This window comes from Notoacmeibacter sp. MSK16QG-6, assembly GCF_024158145.1.
Taxonomy (GTDB): Bacteria; Pseudomonadota; Alphaproteobacteria; order Rhizobiales; family Rhizobiaceae; genus Notoacmeibacter.
Genome location: NZ_JAMYXM010000008.1, coordinates 40033 through 60499, shown reverse-complemented (window position 1 = coordinate 60499; position 20467 = coordinate 40033). Strand labels below are relative to the sequence as shown.

The following is a 20467-nucleotide window of genomic DNA, read 5'->3' as shown; positions in this document are numbered from 1 at the left end:
CAGAGACCATGGCCAGAACCAGTATCCCGGAAACGCCTTACATCGCCGCACGCCAGGAATGGAACGAGCGCTATGGCTCCTATGTGAAAGCGGCGGCCGCCTGGCGCATCGTCGGCATCACCGGCATGCTCATGGCGGTCATCGGGTTTTCCTACGCGCTCTATCAAAGCACTCAGGTCAAGCTCGTCCCCTATATCGTCGAGGTCGATAAGCTCGGAACGGCGGCGACGACAGGGTTTCCGCAACAAATCGAATATGCCGACCCCCGCGTGGTGCGCGCGACGCTTGGAAGCTTCATCTCGAACTTCCGCTCGGTCACGCCCGATACGGTCGTCCAGAAGCAATATATCGATCGGGCCTATGCGCTGCTGAGGTCGTCCGACCCGGCGACCGAGAAGATCAATGCCTGGTTCCGGAGCAATTCGCCCTTCGATCGGGCGCGGTCAATGACCGTCGCTGTCGAGGTGACCAATATCGTCCCGCTCTCCAACCAGAGCTACCAGATCGACTGGACTGAGTATGAGCGTGACCGGCAGGGCAAGGAACTCGCAACGAGGCGGTTCCGCGGTGTCGCCACGGTGACGCTGACCCCGCCACAGGACGAGGCGGTGATCCGCCTCAACCCCATTGGACTTTATTTGAAGGATTTTGACTGGACGGCGCAGCTCTGAGCCGCGTTCGCGCCAGACGGCCACGTCTGGGGCAAAGATACGCGGCCCACCTGAATGTGCCCCGGAGGATAGGTGAATGAAGAAAGAGAATATCCGCGGCATCGCGCTTTGCGCCGGCGTGATGATCGCGGCGGCGACGCTGCCCGCACAGGGACAGCAGCTCACCAGCAACGAAGCGCGAGGCACGCAGCTCTCCGGCCAATGGCAGCACCGGCAGGGCGTCGTCACGCGCGGCGCCGACGGCAAGGTGATCTTCCTTTATGGGGAGGTTCAACCGTCGGTCGTCTGCTCGCCGCTACAGGTGTGCGACATCGAACTTCAGGCCGGGGAGGTGGTGCGTGACGTCCTTCTTGGCGACACCGTGCGCTGGAAAGTCGAACCCGCAACCTCCGGTGCGCCGAGCGGCCAGGCGATTCACCTGATCGTCAAACCGTCCGAAGCTGGTCTCGTGACGTCAATGGTCGTGACCACGTCGCGGCGGACCTATCATATTCAGCTCAAGTCGCACCACAGCCAGTACATGGCGCGCGTCGGCTTCGACTATCCCGAAGATATCAATGCGCGGTTTGCCGAGATCAATGCGCGCATCGAGGCGAGCGTGGTGCCCGGCGCCGGCGTTCCGGCCGATCAGCTCGATTTTGCGTTCCACATCAGCGGCGCGGCGCGCTGGCGGCCGACCCGGATCTACAGCGACGGGATGAAGACCTACATCCAGTTTCCGTCGTCTCTGTCAGGGCAGGAGGCCCCGGTCCTCTTTGTTGTTTCCGGTGGCGAAAACCGCATCGTCAATTACCGCATGAACGGCGCGATGATGGTCGTCGACTACAACATCGATCGGGCGATCCTGGTCTCCGGCGTCGGCCGTCAGCAGCAGAAAATCACGATCCGGCGGGGAGGGTAGGGCGATGCGCGCGGTCAATTCCTTTCTCCGTCTCTCGGCCGCCTTGGTGCTCATGGCGATGCTGGCTGCGTGCCAGACGATGAGCGGACCAGGCCTCATCCGGAGCGAAGTTACGGCGGAGCTGACGTCGGAATCGGCGAATGCCATCGCCGGCGACATGGTGGGGCGGCTGGCGGAACAGGTCGGGCCGGGCACGACCCCGATCGAGCTCCGCGGCAGTGACGCCCTGTTTGGCCCGGCTCTCGAGGCGGCGCTTCGCGAATGGGGCTATGCCGTCGTCACCGATCAGGCGACCGAGGGGGCCGCTGTCACGCCGCTGGCCTATTCGATCGATCCCTTCGAGGGTGGCGTGCTGGTCCGGCTCTCGACGCTCCAGGTCGAGCTGACCCGCATGTACACGCTCAGCGCCACGGGCGCGACGCCGGCCAGCCCCTTGTCTGTCATGCAGCGTGGACCGGAGGCCGCGTCATGACCGAGTCGCTGAAACTCGGCGGCGCCGGTCCGCAGGACGGACCGCGAATCAGGCGCCTCAACCGCGTTCCAGTCATCGTCGCCATCCTGCTGGTCGTGACCTTCCTGGCGGTGATTTTTTACGGCCTGTCGTCGAGAGGGCTGCATTTCGGCGGAGACCCACAGATCGAGCCCTCGTCAGCGCGGCCCGCGTCCAACGACGCCGAGCGGCTGAAGCATGGTGTGCCGGACGGGATCATCGGCGAGCCGCAACCCGTCGTGGTCCAACCGACACCAAGTCCGGAGCCCGAGCAACCAAGGAACCCGTTTCAACGGGAACCTGAACCGACACCGACCGTCGTCACGGCTCCGCAGCCAACGCTTGAACCGGAAGCGGTTTGGCGGGCGCGCCTGCAGCGCGAACAGGACGAACAGGTGCTTAGAGAATACCAGCGTCAGCAGATGGCGAGCATCCAGGCGGAAGGTGCGGCCTTCGACTCTCCGATCGCGGTCAACCTGAAAGACCTTGAGAACGCGAATGCCACGACGACACCGACGTCTCCGCAAACAGGGGTCACGACGGCGAACCGACCGGCAAGCGCGCTCGATCTCTATAGCGCCGCTCTCCAGTCCGGTATCGGGCAGAACGCCGATCCGAACGGGCAGGCGTCCAAACAGCAATTCTTCAACCAGGATATCGCCGACCTCGGCTATCTGCCGAACTCCGTCGTGCCGCAAATGTCGCCGTTCGAGCTGAAGCGCGGCTCGGTCATTCCAGCGACGCTGATCACCGGCATCAACTCCGATCTTCCCGGCCGCATCACCGCGCAGGTCTCGCAGAATGTCTATGACAGCGCGACGGGAAGGCGGCTATTGATCCCACAGGGCGCGAAGCTGTTCGGGCGCTACGATTCAGAGGTGACGTTCGGCCAGAACCGGGTGCTCGTCGTTTGGACCGACATCATCTTCCCGAACGGGGCGACCCTGCAGATCGGGGGCATGGCCGGAACCGATGGCGCGGGATACGGCGGGTTCCACGATCAGGTCGATAACCATTATCTGCGCACCTTCGGATCGGCGATCCTGGTGGCGCTCATCGGCGCCGGCACCGAAATGCTGCTCCCCGACGATAACAGCACGTCGACAACGGTGGACAGCGCCAGCGATGCGGCGCGGCGATCGTTTGCCGAGACGTTTGGCCAAATTTCCGAGCAAACCGTGTCGAAGAACCTCAATGTGCAGCCGACCCTGGAGATTCGACCCGGTTACAGATTTAATATTTTAGTCGATCAGGACATAATTTTCCCAAAGGCTTATCAATAATGTTGAGAACTTTGAGTTGCCCCTCAGAGTGTAATGGCTCGCGAATACGCAGCTACTTAATATGCCGGACTTTAATAATATTGAATGAGTTACTTTTACACTTGATCGACACGTTGTCGCTTCCGCTTGAGGAACGCGCGGCCCGCCGGGCCTTGCGTGACTTTTGCGAGGGGGCGGGTTTCGATTATTTCGCCTATCTGCACTTGCGCGGCCAGGAGAGTTTTGCGGTGTCGAACTACCCGCAGCCTTGGTGCGATCGCTATGTTCAAAGGAACTATCTGCTGGTCGATCCGGTGGTCACGAAGGCGAAGCACGGGCCACCCATCTTCACCTGGTCCGCTGACGAGGCCAAAAGGGCTGGCCGGCGGGATGTCACACAGTTCTACAAGGACGCAAGCCGGTTCGGGATCAGGTCCGGACTGTCGATTTCGGCGCCGCTCGGTTTCAAGGACCGGATGGTGTTCACGCTGTCCTCGAACAAGCCGCAGGTGTGCATAGACGAGGATCCGGACCCGGTCACGGCAGCGATGGCGGTTGCTTTTGTCCATTCGCGGCTCGGCGCTGCAACACGGGATGCAACGCTCGCCTGCGAAATCCATCTTTCGCCGCGCGAAGCGGAATGCCTCAGATGGTTCGCCGATGGGATGTCGATGCAGGACATCGCGGACACCGTCGGCATCGGCTACCGATCCGTTCGCTCCTATCTCGACGAGGCAACACGAAAACTTGGCGCGGCGAACAGCCGGCAGGCGGCTTCAATCGCGATCCGTCTTGGAATGATTTAGCGGCTTGGCGACCTCCGTCTCACCTATAGAGAAGGATGTCGTAGAAGCGAGGAAGACGGCGCTTACGGGTCGGCCAAAATTGTGTGGCATAACATAGCTTATGGAACCAGAGGACGCTTTTCCGACGTTATTTCAATATCTTATCAACGCTCTCAGTCGATCTAGCGACGGTCTAGTGACTGGTTTCATCCTCCGGCAAACGCGGCACGCGGCCGAGCTTGTCGATGACGGCCGACGTAATCTGATGATGGGCGCGCATCATCAAAAGCGCCAGTCGGTAGTCGTGGCGGATATCTTCGGTTTCGTCGCCGAGCGGCGCCTCGGCTTCCAGCACGGACAGTTTCTCGTACAAAGTCTGCGCGCGTTCGAGGTGGCACCTTTGCTCGCGAATGACATCCATAGCGAGGCGCTCGAGCGCGACCTCGTTCAACCCGGCAAGAATGGCGGCAATGGAGTGTTTCGGCGATGACGGTTCAAGATTGAGACTGATCGGTTCTGGCAATAGCGACGATATCCCACGGCTTGGCACGCGGTTCGCCCCCGCGTTGATTTAGATCTCGACCCCAAGCCGGGGGTTAGAAACCGCCCTAGACGGCCCTGCGACCTTTAGCACCGAGGCGCCTGGACATACGTCACAGGCCCCCGGCCGTAAGCCGAAGGATCTTGGCACCGGGTCGGCCGGTGCCAAACCGCTAGGGAGGGTTTCTAAGCCCCGAGGCGGCGCGTAACGCCTCGGGGAGAGCATATTTGATCAGGTTAACGAACGCCAGACGCTAACCTGCGTGTTTTCATTGGAATTATTCGGCATTTGCCATATGTCCGGTTGCCGACCGCGACGGCAGCGCAACATTCGCGAGCACCGGTTCGCGGAAACTGCCTGCCGCACCCAGCCGGGACCGCATGTCGTGGCTCATATCGAACAGGCCGGCATAGGTCATTGTCTTGCCTATTCGCGCCGGCGTTCCGAGCTGCTCAAAGCGGCAATCGATCGATCTGAATATCCGGGCCATTCTGGCGTCGAAGACGGACACGATGTGCTCGATGCCGGCCTGTTGGGCAGTTTCGACCATCCCGCACAAGAGCTCCACAGTGGTCCGGTTCACCGTGTGATTTGCTTCGGCCCGGTCCTTCGCCTCGAAGATGCGCGGGTTGACCGCAAAGCGAGAGCTCTCCCAGATCAACGGGCTCTCCACAGCGCCGCCGGGCATGAGCACAGAAAACACATCCCTGAGCATGTTGGGACCGGTCGTAGGCAGGAGGCGAACCGCTCCGCGCAAATGCCCGGACTCCTCATCGAGCGACAGGAGGTAGAGCGGGTCTTCGGCATCGAAGCGGTCGATCTCGCGGCCGTTTTCGACGCTCACGTCCCAGCCGAGGCGGCCGGAAAAGACTTCCGCACGCATGCGGAACATTTCATCGATCAGTTCGGGTTGCTTGTCCTGATCGACGCTTTCGATGGCAGATATCATGATGGTGGTCTCCGTTCGTTTATTGACGACGGAAACACCAGTTATCGGCGATACTTCTGCTCGAATATCCGGTCGATCAGCAGGGTTTACAGGGGAGGTAGAAGCAGACCAGCTCTATGGGCGATCGAGACGGCATGGGTGTTGCTGGTAGCGTTGAGCTTGTGGCGGGTGCTTTCGAGATAGCAGCGGACAGTGTGCTGCGAGAGCCCCAGGATCGTGGCGCATTCCCAGACCGTCTTGCCCTCAGCGATCCATTGCAGGCACTCCAGCTCACGCGGCGAAAGATGTGACTTCATCGGCCGCTGCCCCTCCAGACGCAGGACCTTGTCATGAATGTGCGTCGCCAAGACCTGGAAGTCGCGCAGATAGAGCAGCTTCTCGCGTGCCCAGTCGCGATCTGAAAAGTCAGAGGTAATCGAAAGTATCCCGCGATCTCCATGGCGGCCGTGGATCGGGATCGAAATGCCTTTCCTGCCAAGTCCAAATTCAGTGGCCTCGCCAAACAGAGTTCTGACCTTCTCGTCGGTCCGGGCAAACCCGTCCCAATCGAGCGGGAGAAGGCGCCGGAAACCGGTCTGGACCACAGGATCGATCTCCAGGAAGCGGCGCTCCTTGTAGTGCTCCACCCAATCCGACGAGTACGTCACCGCTAGAAACGGATCGTCGTTCGTCCGGCCTGACAGGCCGATACCGAAGTAGGCCGCGGATTTGAGACCGTACCCCGCGGCAAGTTCCTTCATAACGATATCGAGGCTCTCACGATCCGAGACCGCCGCAATTTGCGAGAATGTAGTGCTGAAGCTCAAGCCATCGTTTTGCGACATGTGTGGTCCTCTTCTGGGTGGTCTCGCGTGCACTGCGAGATCCGGACGAACTCCAACGATTGCCGCGGTCAAACGGACGAAAAGATCGGTTGGCGGCCGCACACGATCACAGCGCCGCCGCCAACCAGTTGCCAGGGGCGGTAAGGTTGCGAACCGTGCCCTGGTGGGAGGAACCGAACGGAGCCAGCCTGATGTCCGCATGCATCGGCAAGGCGCCTAGATTCCGATCGCCTCGTACAACCCCTTGATCCGCATAAGTGCGAGCACGTAGCCAGCCGTGCGGAGGTCCTTTATCGCGGAGTTTTCGTTCATAAGGCCGGACATGCGCGCATAGGTGTCCCGCATCTTCTCCTCCAGGCCAGATCGCACCAGATCAAGCTCTGTGCCGCCTGCGGCGAGAGCCGCTTTCGTGCAGGGGTCGAACTCTGTCCCGAGCGCCTTTTCCAAGCCAGCGACAAGCATCGCCTGCTCACGCTCGCGCTGCCGGCGCTGCATCAGACCGAACGACATTTGCGTGATGTTCTTGACCCACTCGAAATAGCTCACCGTCACCCCGCCAGCATTGGCGAAGAGGTCGGGGATGATCACCGTTCCCTTGGCGTTGAGGATCCGGTCCGCCTCGAAGGTCACGGGTCCATTGGCTGCCTCGACGATGAGCCCGGCTTTGATCCGCGAGGCGTTGCCCGAATGAATCACCCCCTCGAGGGCTGCAGGAACAAGGATGTCGCAGGCGCTCTCGAGCGCAGCCGCCCCATCCGCGTCATAGTGGCCTTCTGGAAAGCCCTTCACGCCGTGGTGGGTATCGAAATGGGTCTTGAGCTGCTCGATATCGAGCCCCTCGGCATTGCGGACAACGCCGTCGCGTTCGATCACCGCGATGATCTTGCAGCCATCCTCGGCCAGGAACTTCGCGGCGTGATAGCCGACGTTTCCGAGGCCCTGTACGATGACCCGGCAATCCTTGAGCGATTTGGGCAAGCCGGTTCTGGATCGGTCGCGCTCGGTGTTGAAGAACTCACGGATCGCAAACTGAACCCCTCGGCCCGTCGCCTCGATCCGGCCGTCGATGCCTCCGGCGGCCAACGGCTTTCCGGTTACACAGCCGGCCGCATTGATGTCCTCGGGATGCATGCGGTGATACTCGTTGGCCATCCAGACCATGGTGCGCTCGGATGTGCCGACATCGGGCGCCGGTACGTTGACTGCCGGGCTCAGGAACTTCTGCCGAGACAACTCCTGGGTGAAGCGGCGCGTGATCTTCTCGAGCTCTTCTTCCGTCCAGTCGCCAACATTGATTTTCAATGCACCCTTCGAGCCGCCGAACGGCAGGTCCATCAGCGCGCATTTGTAGGTCATAAGGGCGGCGAGCGCCTCGACCTCATCCTGATCGACGTCTGCAGCGTAGCGGATCCCGCCCTTGGCCGGGGCCGGATGGTTGGTGTGAACGGCTCGCCACCCCTCGAACGTGTACATCCGACCTCGGAGCCGGACGCCGAAACGAGTAGTATATGTCTCGTTGCACACCCGGATCTTGTCAGCCAATCCGTCCTGCATCGGCACCAGTTCAGCAGCCCGACGGAACATCGCGTCAACGTCAGAGAGGAAGCCACCATGCGCTGGTGCCCCGGCACCGCCGCCCACTTCGTCCGGCAGTTTCAACATCTCGCTTCAGGCTCCCAAGCCGGCAATGCAGCCATATTTCAGTTCAGTGAATTCTTCGATCCCGTGATGAGACCCCTCGCGGGAATTCCCGCTTTCCTTGATGCCGCCAAACGGCGCCAGTTCGGTCGAAATCAGCCCGGTGTTTACCCCAACCATTCCGTATTCCAGCCCTTCCATTACGCGGAAGATCCGGCCCACATCACGGGTGTAGAAATATGCAGCCAGCCCGCTATCGGTATCATTGGCCGCCGCAACCGCCTCGTCTTCACTATCGAACTTGAAGATCGCTGCCAGCGGCCCGAACGTCTCTTCCTGCGCCAGCTGCATGGAAGCATTGGCCCCGGTTAGAAGGGTCGGCTCGAAAAAGGTGTGCCCAAGCGCGTGCCGGGCACCACCGGTCACAACCAAGGCGCCCTTGGCCACGGCATCAGCAATATGCGCCTCGACCTTCTCGACCGCCTTTTCGGTGATCAAAGGCCCCTGCGCCACGCCATCACCGAAACCATCGCCGACATTCAGCGCCTTGATATTCGCATTCAGCTTTTCAACAAAGAGATCGTGGATGCCCGCCTGCACATAGAAGCGATTGGTGCAGACGCAGGTCTGCCCCATATTGCGGTATTTCGAGACCATTGCGCCCTCAACCGCGGCATCCACATCCGCATCATCAAAAACGATGAACGGCGCATTTCCGCCAAGTTCCAGCGCCACCTTTTTCACGGTGCTTGAGGCCTGCTGCATCAGGATTTTGCCAACCGGCGTCGATCCGGTGAAACCCACCAGCCGCACCTTCTTATGCGTGGTCAAGACCTTGCCGATGGCAATCGCGTCGCCGGTGATCACGTTGACCGCGCCTGCGGGGAACCCGGCCCGTTCAGCTAATTCTGCCAGTGCCAGCGCCGTCAACGGCGTCTCTGGCGCAGGCTTCACCACCACGGTACACCCGGCGGCCAGCGCCGGGGCAATCTTGCGGGTGATCATCGCTGCCGGGAAGTTCCAAGGCGTAATCGCCGCCACAACTCCGATGGGCTGCCGGAGTACGGTGATGCGGGCATCCGCACGGTGCGAGGGGAGCATCTCCCCCATGACCCGCTTGGCTTCCTCAGCATAAAACTCGATATACGAGGCCGCGTAATCGATCTCGCCCAGTGCTTCGACCAAAGGCTTGCCCTGCTCACTGGTCAATATAGTTGCGAGGTCTTGGCGGTTGGCGATCACGAGATCAAACCACCGCCGCAACACCGCGCTTCGTTCCTTTGCGGTTTTCGCCGCCCAGCCCTTGAAGGCTGCGGCTGCTGCATCAACCGCCTGTTCTGCCTCAGCCGCGCCAAAATTCGGCACCGATCCAAGCACCTTGCCATTGGCAGGGTTGGTGATCGGCAAATCGGCCCCACCAACAAATCCGCCATCGATATAGGCCTGCTGCTTGAACAGGCTCTTGTCCTTCAACTCACGCATATTGAATCTGGTCCTTACTGGCGTGCGGTCTTGAGTGCGGCTTCAAGCAGATCGAGCCCTTCATCCAGCACAGCGTCGGAAATGGTCAGCGGGTTGAGAATGCGGATCGTGTTGCCAAACACACCGCAGGACAGCAGCACGAGGCCCGCATCGAGCGCTGCCGCCGTCACCCGCTTGGTCGCCACCGCATCCGGCTCATGCGTGCCTGGCTCGGTCACGATGTCGAACGCCACCATGGCGCCCGGCCCACGGATCGCGGCAATCGGCACAGCGTCATTCGATCGCGAAATGGCCTCTAGCCGTGCTTTCACCTTGTCGCCAATCACATTGGCGCGGTCGATCAGCTTTTCCTCGGCAATCACATCCATCACGGCCAATGCCGCGGCACAGGCCACCGGGCTACCGGCATAGGTGCCGCCGAGGCCACCGGGCTCTGCTGCATCCATCACATCGGCGCGGCCAATAACGCCGGAAAGCGGGAAGCCACCAGCCATGGATTTCGCCACGGTCATAAGGTCAGGCTGCACGCCAGAATGCTCAACGCCGAACATCTTGCCTGTCCGGGCAAAGCCGGTCTGCACTTCGTCGGCAATCAGCAATATGCCGTGCTGATCGCAGATCGCCCGCAGCGTCTCAAACAGCTCTTTCGGCGCCGGCAGGAAACCACCCTCACCCTGCACCGGCTCAAGAATGATCGCCGCGACATTGTCCGGCCCGATATCGGCACGGAACAGATATTCGAGTGCCTTGATCGAATCCTCGACCGTCACGTCCATAGACTCAGCGGGGAACGGAACGTGGAAAACACCCGGAGGCGAAATGCCAAATTTCACTTTGTAAGGGGCGACTTTGCCGGTTAGCGCCATCGTCATCGAAGTGCGGCCGTGGAAACCGCCCGTGAATGCAATCACACCGGCCCGGCCCGTCGCCGCCCGCGCGATCTTGATGGCGTTTTCGACCGCTTCGGCGCCCGTGGAGAATAGGATTGCCTTGGCGTTTTCGATCGGCGCTAGCTCGCAAAGCCGCTCGCAGACCTCGACATATGGCTCATAGGGCAGAACCTGAAACGCGGTGTGCGTGTAAGCATCGAGCTGAGCCTTCACCGCCTCGATCACCTTGGGGTGACGATGCCCAGTATTGAGAACCGCAATGCCACCAGCGAAATCCACAAAGCGATTGCCTTCAACATCCCAGATCTCCGAATTCGCGGCCTTCGCCACGAATTTCGGATAGGCGGTGGCAATGCCGCGTGGCACGGAGGTCGTGCGCCTGGTCTGCAGATCGATGTTACTCATCTTAATGCCTTTGTTTGAAACTGACTTCTCATAGAAATACACGCCGATACGCGCTCACTGGTATTTCAAAGAGTGACGCCCAGTGGTAACCTCATGCTTCCACTAGATGAGGACGATCAATCCGTGCCGCCTAGGTCGAATCGAGAATCGGAAGGAAGTCTGCGCGGCCGCTTGCCGCCGCTCAGCATGCTTCGTGCGTTCGAGGCTGTGGGTCGGACCGGCAGCATGCGGCGCGCGGCAGAAGACATTGGCGTCTCTCATACCGTAGTCAGCCGGCATGTCCGTAATCTGGAATCGTGGCTGGGACAGAAATTGGTTCAATCCAGCCCGCGTGGCGCCACGCTTACGGCGGCAGGGGAGACGTTATTTCGCGCCACATGCGAAGCATTCAAATCTATTGCCAAGACCGCCATTCAGCTAAGGGTCGACACCCGCGCACGGGTCTTGCGGGTTTGCTGTATGCCTGGACTTGCCGCTCGATGGCTAGCCCCGCGGCTGACAGCAATGCGCAATGCGTTGCCTGATGTGGACATTAATCTGCGAGCGCTGGACTACGGAGCTGGCAATTCCAACATCGATGCCGATCTGATCATCGGATTCGGGGACGTTGCTAACTTGCCGTCGGGTGCCAAACCGCTCATCCGACCACGCATGTTCCCTGTGGTAAGTCCCGAATGGCTTGCTAAGAACGATGTACCACCGACGCTCCAGCACCTGCTGGGGTCGGACCTCATCCACGAAGAGAGCTACGAACAATGGGCAGCGTGGCTGGAGGCTGCTGGCGTCGCCATTAATAGGCCATTGTCCGGTATTCGTCTGGGCGACGCGAGCATGGGATTTGACGCCGCCCTAGCGGGGCAAGGCATCGCCCTTACTACGCGCTTGATGGTCGCAAAGGATATGGACGCCGGCCACCTGATAGAACTCTTCGACACCGACATCCGGCTTGGCGGCTATTTCTTAGAAGCCCGAGAAGACGGCAAGAATCGTAGCGACGTCGAGCGGTTCCGGAGCTGGTTGGTCGAGGCGTTGAATGAGGACCGTTAGTGTTATTTTGGTAGCGGCACGGGGCCGAATCTCCGTCGCGTGCAATGTCTGTCTGACGCGTTCGCGGCGTGCTCCGGCAGCCGCTAGTGTTGTAAGACCTGGTTCAAGAATGCCTGCGTTCTTTCGTTTTGCGGATTCGTGAAGAACGCGTCTGGACTATTCACTTCCACGATCGCTCCTGCGTCCATGAAGACGACGCGATTTGCGACTTTTCGAGCAAAGCCCATTTCATGTGTGACGCACACCATTGTCATGCCCTCGCCCGCGAGGGCCACCATTGTATCGAGGACTTCCTTGATCATTTCGGGGTCCAACGCGGAAGTCGGCTCATCGAACAGCATCACACGGGGTCGCATGCATAGCGACCGAGCAATTGCCACCCTTTGTTGTTGGCCGCCCGACAGTTGAATCGGATACTTGTTGGCCTGTTCGGGTATTTTCACCTTCTCAAGAAAATGCATTGCCGTGGCTTCGGCTTCTTTTCGAGGGGTTTTTCGAACGACGGTCGGAGCCAAGATGCAGTTCTCGAGGATCGTCAGATGAGGAAATAGATTGAAGTGCTGGAAGACCATTCCAACTTCAGTACGCACATCGTAGACGCTCGTGGAATCATGACCGAGGGCTTTGCCTTCAACTTCGATTACGCCTTGTTGATGGTCTTCGAGAGCATTGATACAGCGGATCAAGGTCGACTTTCCCGACCCTGACGGCCCGCAAATCACCACCCGCTCGCCGTTTTCGACAGTTAGATTAATGTCGAACAGGACTTGAAAAGATCCGAACCATTTATTGAGGCCTTCGACGCGAATAGCGGAGGCATGGCCAGTTTGTGTTGATTGTGTTTCGCTCAATGCGCGTCTCCCTATTCTTGCCGTGTAGCGAACCGTCACAGGTCGTTGCGTGTCGTCGCGTCCAGACCGTCCCCGCTACTCTTTGGCAGCCAGATTGTCTTCTCAAGTTCGCAGCTCGAGCGAGCTCCTAGTCGTTGTGCCGCGAAATCAGTTCAAGAAACTGGCGGCTTCGCTCTGCCTTCGGTGATTTGAAGAACTCCTCGGGCTTGGCAATTTCCACAACTTCTCCCTTGTCCATGAAAACGATCCGGTCGGCCGCGCTCTTTGCAAACCCCATCTCGTGGGTCACGCAGATCATCGTAATGCCCTCTTCGGCGAGCTTGCGCATGACTGCCAAAACCTCTCCAACCATCTCTGGATCCAGCGCAGATGTGGGTTCGTCGAAAAGGATAGCCTTCGGCTTCATGGCAAGCGCCCGGCAGATTGCAATTCGTTGCTGTTGACCGCCTGATAGAGAGGAAACCGGAGCTGTTTCTTTCTCCGAAAGCCCAACCATCTTCAAAAGCCGGCGGGCTTCGGCCTCCGCGTCTGTGCGCCGCATGACGCCGGCCCTGATCGGGGCCAATGTGATGTTTCGGAGCACGTTCAGATGGGGAAACAGGGCGTAGTTCTGAAAGACCATACCGACTTCGAGCCGCACCTTTCTCCAGCTACGCTCTGAGTGGCCATTAACGGGCTCACCGGCAATCCGAATTGAACCCGAGCTCGCCTCTTCTAGGCCGTTCACACACCGGATCAGCGTTGATTTGCCGGAACCAGAGGGGCCGAGCACAACCACGACCTCTCCTTTGGCAACTGTGAGGTCAACGTTGTTCAAGGCACGAATACCGCCACGGAACTCCTTGGAGACATTTGATATCTCAATTAGAGGCTGGCTCGTCATACGCTTGCCTCCTGTTGCTCGCCCGCGGTTAGCTCATCGCATGCTTCGGCAAGCCGCGAAGCAGCTGCTTCGCTTCTCTGTCTGCGGTTTTCGGCAGCGTCCCTAGTTTTCCTGATCCGGTCGTTCGCCAATTCGAGAAGCGCCGTCGTTTCTTCCAGGCTGGGCCCCACGCCAGTTGTTGCTTCGAGCACTCCGGCTGGATTGAGAGCTTCCCCCAAGAGGGTTTCGGGGTCATCGAGATCTCGTCCGGTCTGCTCGACAAAGGCCTGGCAAATTGCCTCGCTGGGCGTGGCGCCATTGAGTACAAGGCGCACGTAACGACCTGTGATATGGTGGGCATCACGGAAGGGCAGTTGGAGCCGGGAACACAACAGATCAGCAAGCGCTGTCGCAGTCGCAAAATTGGCTCCGGCCAAATATTCCATGCGATCCTTTTTGGGCTTAGCGCAATCGACAATCACGCATGCCGCCGGCATCATCGCAGCGAGTTCATCGAGTGCATCCCAAAGCCACCGCCCGGTTTCGGCACCGACTTCCATACTATGCCCAAAGGGGACGGCGCGGCATGCAGCCACCGCCGTCGTCAACGCACCGATCAGAGCGGCAGGCCGGGATTTGAGTGTCTCAAGAACGGCTAGGTTCTTTTTCTGCGGCATGATCGAAGAGGTAATTGCGACCCGGTCCGGGAACTCGATCATTCCGAACTCGAAGGTCGACCAGACGTAAAAATCTTGACATATCCGCCCGATGGTCATCGCAAGTTGCGTCGCGGCGCTTCCAAGTTCGATCAAAGCATCACGATTGCAGACAGCATCCAGTGAATGGCCTTGCGCCCGTGAGAAACCGAGTAGCTCCGCTGTACGCTCGCGGTTCAACGGGAAACGTGTTCCGGCGAGGGCGCCCGCACCAAGCGGGCACTCGTCCATACGAACGATAGCGTCCTCGATCCGTGTGGTGTCGCGGGTAAGTGCGGATTCCACCCCAAGCAGATACCAGCCAAAGGTGATTGGCTGCGCATGCTGCATATGGGTATAGCCTGGCATGATCGTTGATGCCTCGGCGGAAACGCGAGCCTGCAGGGCGCTACGGAGGCTAAGGCACCCTTGGAGAAGAGCTTCGGCAATTTCCTTGCATCGCAAACGATCCAGCGTCGATTTGAGATCGTTCCGCGACCGTGCGAGATGTACCCATCCGCCTTCTGGGCCAGCCCGGCTGATAAGCTCGGCCTCATAGTTGAACCAGGGGTCTTCACGCTGCGGGTCCAGTTCAAAACTGGTGGGTCCTTCCGCAGCTAGTGCGTCGACATGTCGGAGCAGACGCGCTGCAACCGCTTTTTCGATCAACCCTTGTTCAGACAGCATCACAAGATGAGCGCGATTGATCTGCGTAAACCAAGGCAGTGCAGCAGCAAAATTTCGCGTGAGGGCAGGAGCATTGATGCCGTCGACGATTTCCGTGGCCAAGGGCTCGCTCAAAAAGCCGCTGACTTTTGAACTAACCAATCCGTTCGAATGACTCGGGTCGATGGTTTGAGAACTAGTTGACATTATGCTTTCCCGGCAGACGCAGGCGCGGCAGCGCCGTGTTCATCGTCACTGGCTGAATCGTTTTGGTGCACGGTCCGTGCGACCGTGATCTTTCGTTCGAGCCAGGCGGTGAAGAGGTTGAGGCAGTAACAAATGCAAAAATAGACGCACAGAACAAAGCCGAAGACCATGAAGGCAGGACTTTCACCCGTCATCAGGGTTGTGCGCTCTACGATGATCTTAGCCGTTCGGAGAAACTCCGTTGCCCCGACCATCGAAGCCAGCGAAGTGGCCTGGATTAGCAGGGAGAAGAGCCCTGTGAACGGTGGCAAGATCGGCAGAACAATTTGCGGCAGTAGCACCATGAACAGCGTTTCCGAAGGGCGCAGCCCTAAGGCAAGTGCGCTCTCCCGCTGGTGCTTCGGTATCGCGTTGAATCCGCCACGGATGATCTCAGACCCGTTGGCACTGCCCCATGTCGTAAAACTAACCAAGGCCGCAGAAAAAGGGTCTAGCGAGAGGCCAATCAGTGGAGCGCCAAAATAAACAAAGAGGAGGTTCACCACCAAGGGAATGTCCCGGAAGAACTCCACATAAATCAACGCAAGGATGCGCAGCAAGCGATACCGTGACACCGACATGATACCCACGAACAGCGAAATAATCGCGGTCAGCAAGAGCGTCAAAATTGCCAGTTTGAAGGTTGTTAAGAGCCCGCTCCAAAGAAGCGGCAGACTGTCGATAATCAGTTGCATGTGGCTCCTCCTCACGCGGTTCTAAATGGCTTTTGGAGGACCGCTTCCAGCCGGCGAACCGCCGCTGAGAGGACTAAGACGATGGCCAAGTACATTGCGCCGATCGCTAGAAACATCTCGAGTGTGCGGAAATCTGTAGCGACACGGTTCATTGCGACGAATGTCAACTCAGCGACACCGATCGCTTGAAGGTACGAAGAGTTCTTCAGCACTGACACGGCGGTATTCAGCATTGCAGGAATACTGACTCGTAACCCGATGGGCAGCGCAACGTGGCGAAGATAGTGCAGCGGGCGGAGCCCCAGCGAATAGGCCGCTTCACGCTGACCCTTGTCGACCGCCGACAGTCCGCCACGAACGTTTTCCGTATTGTAAGCGCCACCCCACAAAGACAGCGCCAAAATACCAGACCAAAAGCCGCCAAGGCGGATCCCAAACTCGGCTAAACCAAAGAAAATGAAAAAGATCTGCACCAACAACGGCGTGGAACGAATGAAGTTGACGTATGCGGCGACCAGTTGAGAAAGAATCGGAACCTGGAAAACGCGGAGGCCTGCTCCAACGACGCCAATCACGACTGATATCGCAATCGAAAGCAAACTGATGAGCAATGTCATCCATAAGCCATCGAGCAAGTCGGGCGTCGCACCCCAAATATATGGAAAACTGAAGTTATAGTTCATCTAAGGTCCACGCTTCTTAAAGATGGGGATGGGCTCGGGAGGAGAGCCCATCCCCGTTGCCAAGGTTCTGCTCGGCGATACCTGGCTTCACTCCGCCGGCTTCTTGGACATGTCCCAGAAGTTCAGTTTCACATCGAGATTTTCGTCGTCGGCGAATTCGGTCAGCCAATCCTTGAACTTGCCTTCGTCAGCCATCTTGGTCAGGGAGGCGTTCACGAAATCCAGCCATTCGGTTTCGCCCTTGCGGACACCTCCACCGCGCTGGCCGATGTTGTAGGACTCGTCGATGAGACGGATCTTCGAGTTGTTCAGCGCCAAGGTCATCAGCACCGGCGTGTCATGCGCGTACCCATCGACGTAGCCGGTCATCAGTGCCTGCAGGCTTTCCGATGCCGTGTCGAACAGCAACTGTCCGATTTCCGGATAGTTCTTCTTGAAGTAGTCGATCTGCCATGCACCCTTGACCAAGGCGATTTTCTTCCCGTCCAGTTCCGACAAAGAGTTGATGGGGTTGTCCGCCAGCACGACCATGCCGGACGAGGACCACGCGTATGGTTGGGTGAAGTCGATAACTTCGGCACGTTCGGCGGTGATACCCATGGTCGCAAATACGAGATCGACCTGTCCGCCAACCAGGAGCGGAATACGATTGGCACTCGTCACACAAATGATCTGCGCCTTGGCGTCGTCTCCAAATGCGTATTTCGCAATCTGGTGCCCCATCGCGACTTCAATGCCGATCGGGTTACCCGAATTGTCGAGATAGCCGTCAGGCGGGTAGTCGCATTTCGTTCCCACCTTGAGGACACCAGCTTCTTTGATCGCTTCGGGAATGGGTGGCAGATCCTGCGCCAGTGCTGCGCCAGCGCCTCCAACCGCAAATAATACCGCAGTAAGAATGCCGCGCACCGCGCGTCTTTTGCTTTTGTATTCCATTTTTCTGTTCACCTCCTGTTGGATAATATTATTGCTTCAGCCGAGAACGGGGTCCGCTCCGTGGACGAGCAGTCTAAACAGGGAGCAGTGTCGTCTAATGCCAATCCGGCGAGCAGCCCCCATCTGCATCATTCTCTTGACACAAATAATAATGTCAAAGAATAAATAGTGATAAAGATATCACTTCAGCTCATATTGCGGGGATTGTAAATGGCGGAAATGCGTCCAACTCATCGACAGATAGAGGCGTTTCGCGCGCTCATGCTTAGCAAGTCGATGACAGAGGCTGCGCGCATGCTCTCGGTCACACAACCCGCAGTATCGAAGATCATCACCCAGCTCGAACAAGAACTCGAGATCTCCCTCTTCGAAAGGCGACAAGGAAAATTCAGCCCTACGGATGATGCTTTTGCGCTCTACACTGAGGTCGAAAGAAGCTATAGCGGCCTAGAGTCAATAACCCGTGCCGCGCGAAGGATAAAGGCTGGATTAAGGGGTAGCCTTCGGGTCGCGGTGCAACCCACAATGGCATCCAGCTTTATCGCCAAGGTCGCAAAACGGCTTTACGACGGTAGCCAGGAACTCGAACTTTCAGTGAGTGTCTACAATTCCGACGAGATAGTTGATCTGGTGGCTTCGGGCCTCTGCGATCTCGGATTTCCGCAGTCCCACATCAACACGTCGCGCGTACAAACAGGGCCGGTTATGTCGGTTCCCTGTTTCTGTCTGCTTCCTCCTGGGCACCGCCTGGAAAGCGCCGAACTGGTCTCCGTAGCGGATCTCGAGGGAGAAGACTCGATAGCAACTGCGGACGGCACCGCTAGCCGGCTGAAGTCAGATTCTCTTTTTGCATCTCTCAATGTAACGCGAAATGTTCGGATTGACTCGCACTGGGCGTTGTCGATCGCCGAGTTCGTTCGCGCCGGGCTAGGTTCCGGCATCGTTGACGCGTTCACCGCTTCGTGGTTCGCGGAAAACGGCGGAATAGTGAAACGTCTCAAGGAGGATCTGGATTTTACATTTCTTTCCGTGACATCGCCATCCTCACGGAACTCTGCTGTCCAGGCACAGTTTCAGAAGGCTTTTGAGCAGGAGCTTGGCTTCCTGAGATCCATTCGGTCCAGTTGAGAACTACCAGGTCGCCGCTGGAACTTGGACCAAATTGCGTTCGAGATTTTTTGGTTTGAGTCGAAATCCGTTGAATCAGTTTTTCAGAGGGAGGTTCAGTATCGACAGATCGACGCGAATTCCTGCTGCGTTGGGGTCCGAGCTATCAATGGGAATCTGTTCAGTCATCGACTCAGATTGCGGCAGTCCCATATCAGCCGGCCGACTAACGGCGAAGTGCGCTTTGTCGGGTTCATCTGCATAGAAAACCTGCTCCCCCTCGAACCACCCAGTGAAATACGCCTTTACCGCCATCTCAAATTGCGACGCTTCGCCCTCCTCATCCCGCTCGCCGACGATCCGAAGAACCTTCCCGAACAGCTCCGTGCCGAGCCGAAGGTTTTCGCAGGTATCGAAGAGCTCGAGGCCGATCTCCGCAGCATCTGCAATTCCGAGCCCGGCCGGATATTGGGTCAGCCCTACCCTGACATTTGCCTTGCCCACCCATTGCCGGGTGGTCTCGACCGCCTCCTCGGCCGATTTCGGAGCCGGGACAAGGATCATCTTCTCGCCCTGGAACACGCGGATCGTGAGATGGTCCGGCGCATTCATCTCGACCACGAATTGCTGCACAATCGCCACTTCGAGGCGCGGATCGGCGCATTGCTGAATGAGGTCGACGTCGATCATTTCATAGATCCCATCGGGTGTTGAAGGCGATGACGAGGGGCAGCCCGAGCAGCGCCGCCCACGCCCTGGCGCTCGCTTTCTGGATCGGAACGATGTTGGTCTCGCCGGTCCACCAGCCATTGCCGGTCGCCACGATGACATCCGGGCCAAGCAGCATGGACTGCAGGATCGGCCACACGATGAGCTGCTCATAGCAGATCAGGGGCGCGATCGACGCCCCGGCAAATCTGCCGGTTGGATTACCGAAGAACTGCGCCGATGCGCCTCCGGGTGCCCATGGCCGCCACATCGAAACCGGCACCGGCATTCGTTCCCGGTAGAGTACCCTCGCCCCCTCGCCTGTCAGCTCGATCATGACGTTGTCATAGCCGCTCTCATTGATGACAACGGCGCCGCCGGCGACGACCACATCAAGGTCGGCGAGGTTTCGGGACCACAGTCGCTCGGTGGTCGGAGTCCAGATCCCGAGCGCGCTTTCAGGCAGAACAACTGTGCCGGCGCCACTCTCCACGGCGCGTCTGACGAGGGTGATCGTCGCCAAGTGTTGAGCGTAGTCGGCATGTTCGCCGGCGACCTGATAATCGAAAGTCGTGTCAATTCCGACCCATCCCTCCGGCGGCTCGGGATCGGTCCATGTGAAGGCGGAATGCGCAAAGGCCACGCCCATTGCGACACCGGCCAGCGGCCAGACTCGTGTGGTCATCGCCGAGAGGCCGGCGGCCGTGGCCGCCAGTCCTACCCAGCCCCAACCGGGAAAGAGCACGCCGGCCGCGGTAATCGGGCTCGCCCACCCGACAATTCCGAAGGGCGGCACGCTCATCAGCGCACACGCCGCCAGATATCGCAGCGGCCGATGCCATCCAGACTTCGGCGACCAAAGGATCGTATGCACCAACACGAACATCGTTGACGCGGCGATCCAGAGACCGAGCCCCACCCAGATATCGCTCGCGTAGAAAATCGATACGCCGACCGGCAAGCCTCTCGAAGCCGCCATGAAATACGCCATCGAAACCAGGCCTGCGACCAGCCGTGTGGGGGCGAACGCCCAGAGTGCGGGAAAGAGGCACGTGACAGGAAGCAGAAGCACTTCGCCGCTCCATCCGATTGCGCCCACGATGGCGGCGGCGATGAACATGACCGCGGTGACT

The 20467-nt window shown here is 58.9% G+C and carries 21 protein-coding genes; 7 read left to right on the top strand and 14 right to left on the bottom strand.

The genetic code is table 11. From position 1 onward, the window contains the following. Positions 1-8 precede the first annotated feature (8 nt). The 5 genes from NIM86_RS16545 (at position 9) to NIM86_RS16525 (ending at position 4130) form a co-directional block, all read left to right on the top strand. Positions 9-671, top strand: coding sequence for a conjugal transfer protein TrbF (locus NIM86_RS16545; protein ID WP_253383763.1), 663 nt, complete (start codon positions 9-11; stop codon positions 669-671). Positions 672-792: 121 nt separating this feature from the next. Beyond that, positions 793-1572 carry a P-type conjugative transfer protein TrbG gene (trbG, locus tag NIM86_RS16540; RefSeq protein WP_253383819.1) on the top strand — a complete coding sequence of 260 codons (780 nt, stop codon included), beginning with the start codon at positions 793-795 and terminating at the stop codon, positions 1570-1572. 4 nt (positions 1573-1576) lie between these two features. Then, the gene (gene trbH, locus NIM86_RS16535) at positions 1577-2044 is read left to right on the top strand and encodes a conjugal transfer protein TrbH (RefSeq protein WP_253383761.1); all 468 of its coding nucleotides are present in this window, start codon (positions 1577-1579) and stop codon (positions 2042-2044) included. Further along, positions 2041-3345: an IncP-type conjugal transfer protein TrbI gene (trbI, locus tag NIM86_RS16530; protein WP_253383759.1), complete on the top strand. Its 1305-nt coding sequence runs from the start codon at positions 2041-2043 to the stop codon at positions 3343-3345. The genes trbH and trbI overlap by 4 nt, the downstream gene beginning before the upstream one ends. 101 nt (positions 3346-3446) lie before the next feature. After that, on the top strand, positions 3447-4130 hold the full coding sequence (locus tag NIM86_RS16525) for an autoinducer binding domain-containing protein (RefSeq protein WP_253383758.1): 684 nt from the start codon (positions 3447-3449) through the stop codon (positions 4128-4130). 172 nt (positions 4131-4302) lie between these two features. Here the strand turns inward: NIM86_RS16525 and NIM86_RS16520 are convergent, their stop codons facing one another. From NIM86_RS16520 to gabT, 6 genes are all read right to left on the bottom strand, one after another. After that, positions 4303-4659, bottom strand: coding sequence for a transcriptional repressor TraM (locus NIM86_RS16520; protein ID WP_253383757.1), 357 nt, complete (start codon positions 4657-4659; stop codon positions 4303-4305). Positions 4660-4927: 268 nt separating this feature from the next. Further along, on the bottom strand, positions 4928-5599 hold the full coding sequence (locus tag NIM86_RS16515; protein WP_253383756.1) for an acyl-homoserine-lactone synthase: 672 nt from the start codon (positions 5597-5599) through the stop codon (positions 4928-4930). Between the two features lie 86 nt (positions 5600-5685). Continuing rightward, the gene (locus NIM86_RS16510; RefSeq protein WP_253383755.1) at positions 5686-6423 is read right to left on the bottom strand and encodes a LuxR family transcriptional regulator; all 738 of its coding nucleotides are present in this window, start codon (positions 6421-6423) and stop codon (positions 5686-5688) included. Between the two features lie 216 nt (positions 6424-6639). Then, entirely contained in the window at positions 6640-8085 is a 1446-nt protein-coding gene (locus tag NIM86_RS16505; RefSeq protein WP_253383754.1) for a Glu/Leu/Phe/Val dehydrogenase, read from the bottom strand. A 6-nt stretch (positions 8086-8091) separates the two neighbouring features. Beyond that, positions 8092-9543 carry an NAD-dependent succinate-semialdehyde dehydrogenase gene (locus tag NIM86_RS16500; protein WP_253383752.1) on the bottom strand — a complete coding sequence of 484 codons (1452 nt, stop codon included), beginning with the start codon at positions 9541-9543 and terminating at the stop codon, positions 8092-8094. Between the two features lie 14 nt (positions 9544-9557). Then, on the bottom strand, positions 9558-10838 hold the full coding sequence (gene gabT, locus NIM86_RS16495; protein ID WP_253383750.1) for a 4-aminobutyrate--2-oxoglutarate transaminase: 1281 nt from the start codon (positions 10836-10838) through the stop codon (positions 9558-9560). Positions 10839-10931: 93 nt separating this feature from the next. Between gabT and NIM86_RS16490 the strand changes: the two genes are divergently transcribed. Further along, complete coding sequence (locus NIM86_RS16490) at positions 10932-11885, top strand: LysR substrate-binding domain-containing protein (protein ID WP_371872936.1); 954 nt, start codon at positions 10932-10934, stop codon at positions 11883-11885. 83 nt (positions 11886-11968) lie between these two features. Here the strand turns inward: NIM86_RS16490 and NIM86_RS16485 are convergent, their stop codons facing one another. The 6 genes from NIM86_RS16485 to NIM86_RS16460 form a co-directional block, all read right to left on the bottom strand. Next, entirely contained in the window at positions 11969-12736 is a 768-nt protein-coding gene (locus NIM86_RS16485; protein ID WP_256478549.1) for an amino acid ABC transporter ATP-binding protein, read from the bottom strand. Between the two features lie 127 nt (positions 12737-12863). Further along, entirely contained in the window at positions 12864-13619 is a 756-nt protein-coding gene (locus NIM86_RS16480; RefSeq protein ID WP_253383748.1) for an amino acid ABC transporter ATP-binding protein, read from the bottom strand. After that, complete coding sequence (argH, locus tag NIM86_RS16475; protein ID WP_253383747.1) at positions 13616-15094, bottom strand: argininosuccinate lyase; 1479 nt, start codon at positions 15092-15094, stop codon at positions 13616-13618. The genes NIM86_RS16480 and argH overlap by 4 nt, the downstream gene beginning before the upstream one ends. A gap of 71 nt (positions 15095-15165) precedes the next feature. Beyond that, positions 15166-15900: an amino acid ABC transporter permease gene (locus NIM86_RS16470; RefSeq protein ID WP_253383746.1), complete on the bottom strand. Its 735-nt coding sequence runs from the start codon at positions 15898-15900 to the stop codon at positions 15166-15168. Positions 15901-15911: 11 nt separating this feature from the next. Continuing rightward, positions 15912-16583 carry an amino acid ABC transporter permease gene (locus NIM86_RS16465; RefSeq protein ID WP_253383745.1) on the bottom strand — a complete coding sequence of 224 codons (672 nt, stop codon included), beginning with the start codon at positions 16581-16583 and terminating at the stop codon, positions 15912-15914. An 87-nt stretch (positions 16584-16670) separates the two neighbouring features. Continuing rightward, entirely contained in the window at positions 16671-17519 is an 849-nt protein-coding gene (locus NIM86_RS16460; RefSeq protein ID WP_253383744.1) for a transporter substrate-binding domain-containing protein, read from the bottom strand. A 210-nt stretch (positions 17520-17729) separates the two neighbouring features. Between NIM86_RS16460 and NIM86_RS16455 the strand changes: the two genes are divergently transcribed. Continuing rightward, a complete protein-coding gene (locus NIM86_RS16455; protein ID WP_253383742.1) occupies positions 17730-18647 on the top strand; it encodes a LysR substrate-binding domain-containing protein in 918 nt (305 codons plus the stop codon). A gap of 75 nt (positions 18648-18722) precedes the next feature. On the opposite strand, the gene NIM86_RS16450 is transcribed toward NIM86_RS16455, so the two are convergent. Beyond that, positions 18723-19316 (bottom strand): conjugal transfer protein TraH, encoded by a 594-nt coding sequence (locus NIM86_RS16450; RefSeq protein WP_253383740.1) that lies wholly within the window; start codon positions 19314-19316, stop codon positions 18723-18725. Between the two features lies 1 nt (position 19317). Next, complete coding sequence (locus tag NIM86_RS16445; protein ID WP_253383738.1) at positions 19318-20454, bottom strand: conjugal transfer protein TraB; 1137 nt, start codon at positions 20452-20454, stop codon at positions 19318-19320. Positions 20455-20467 lie beyond the last annotated feature (13 nt).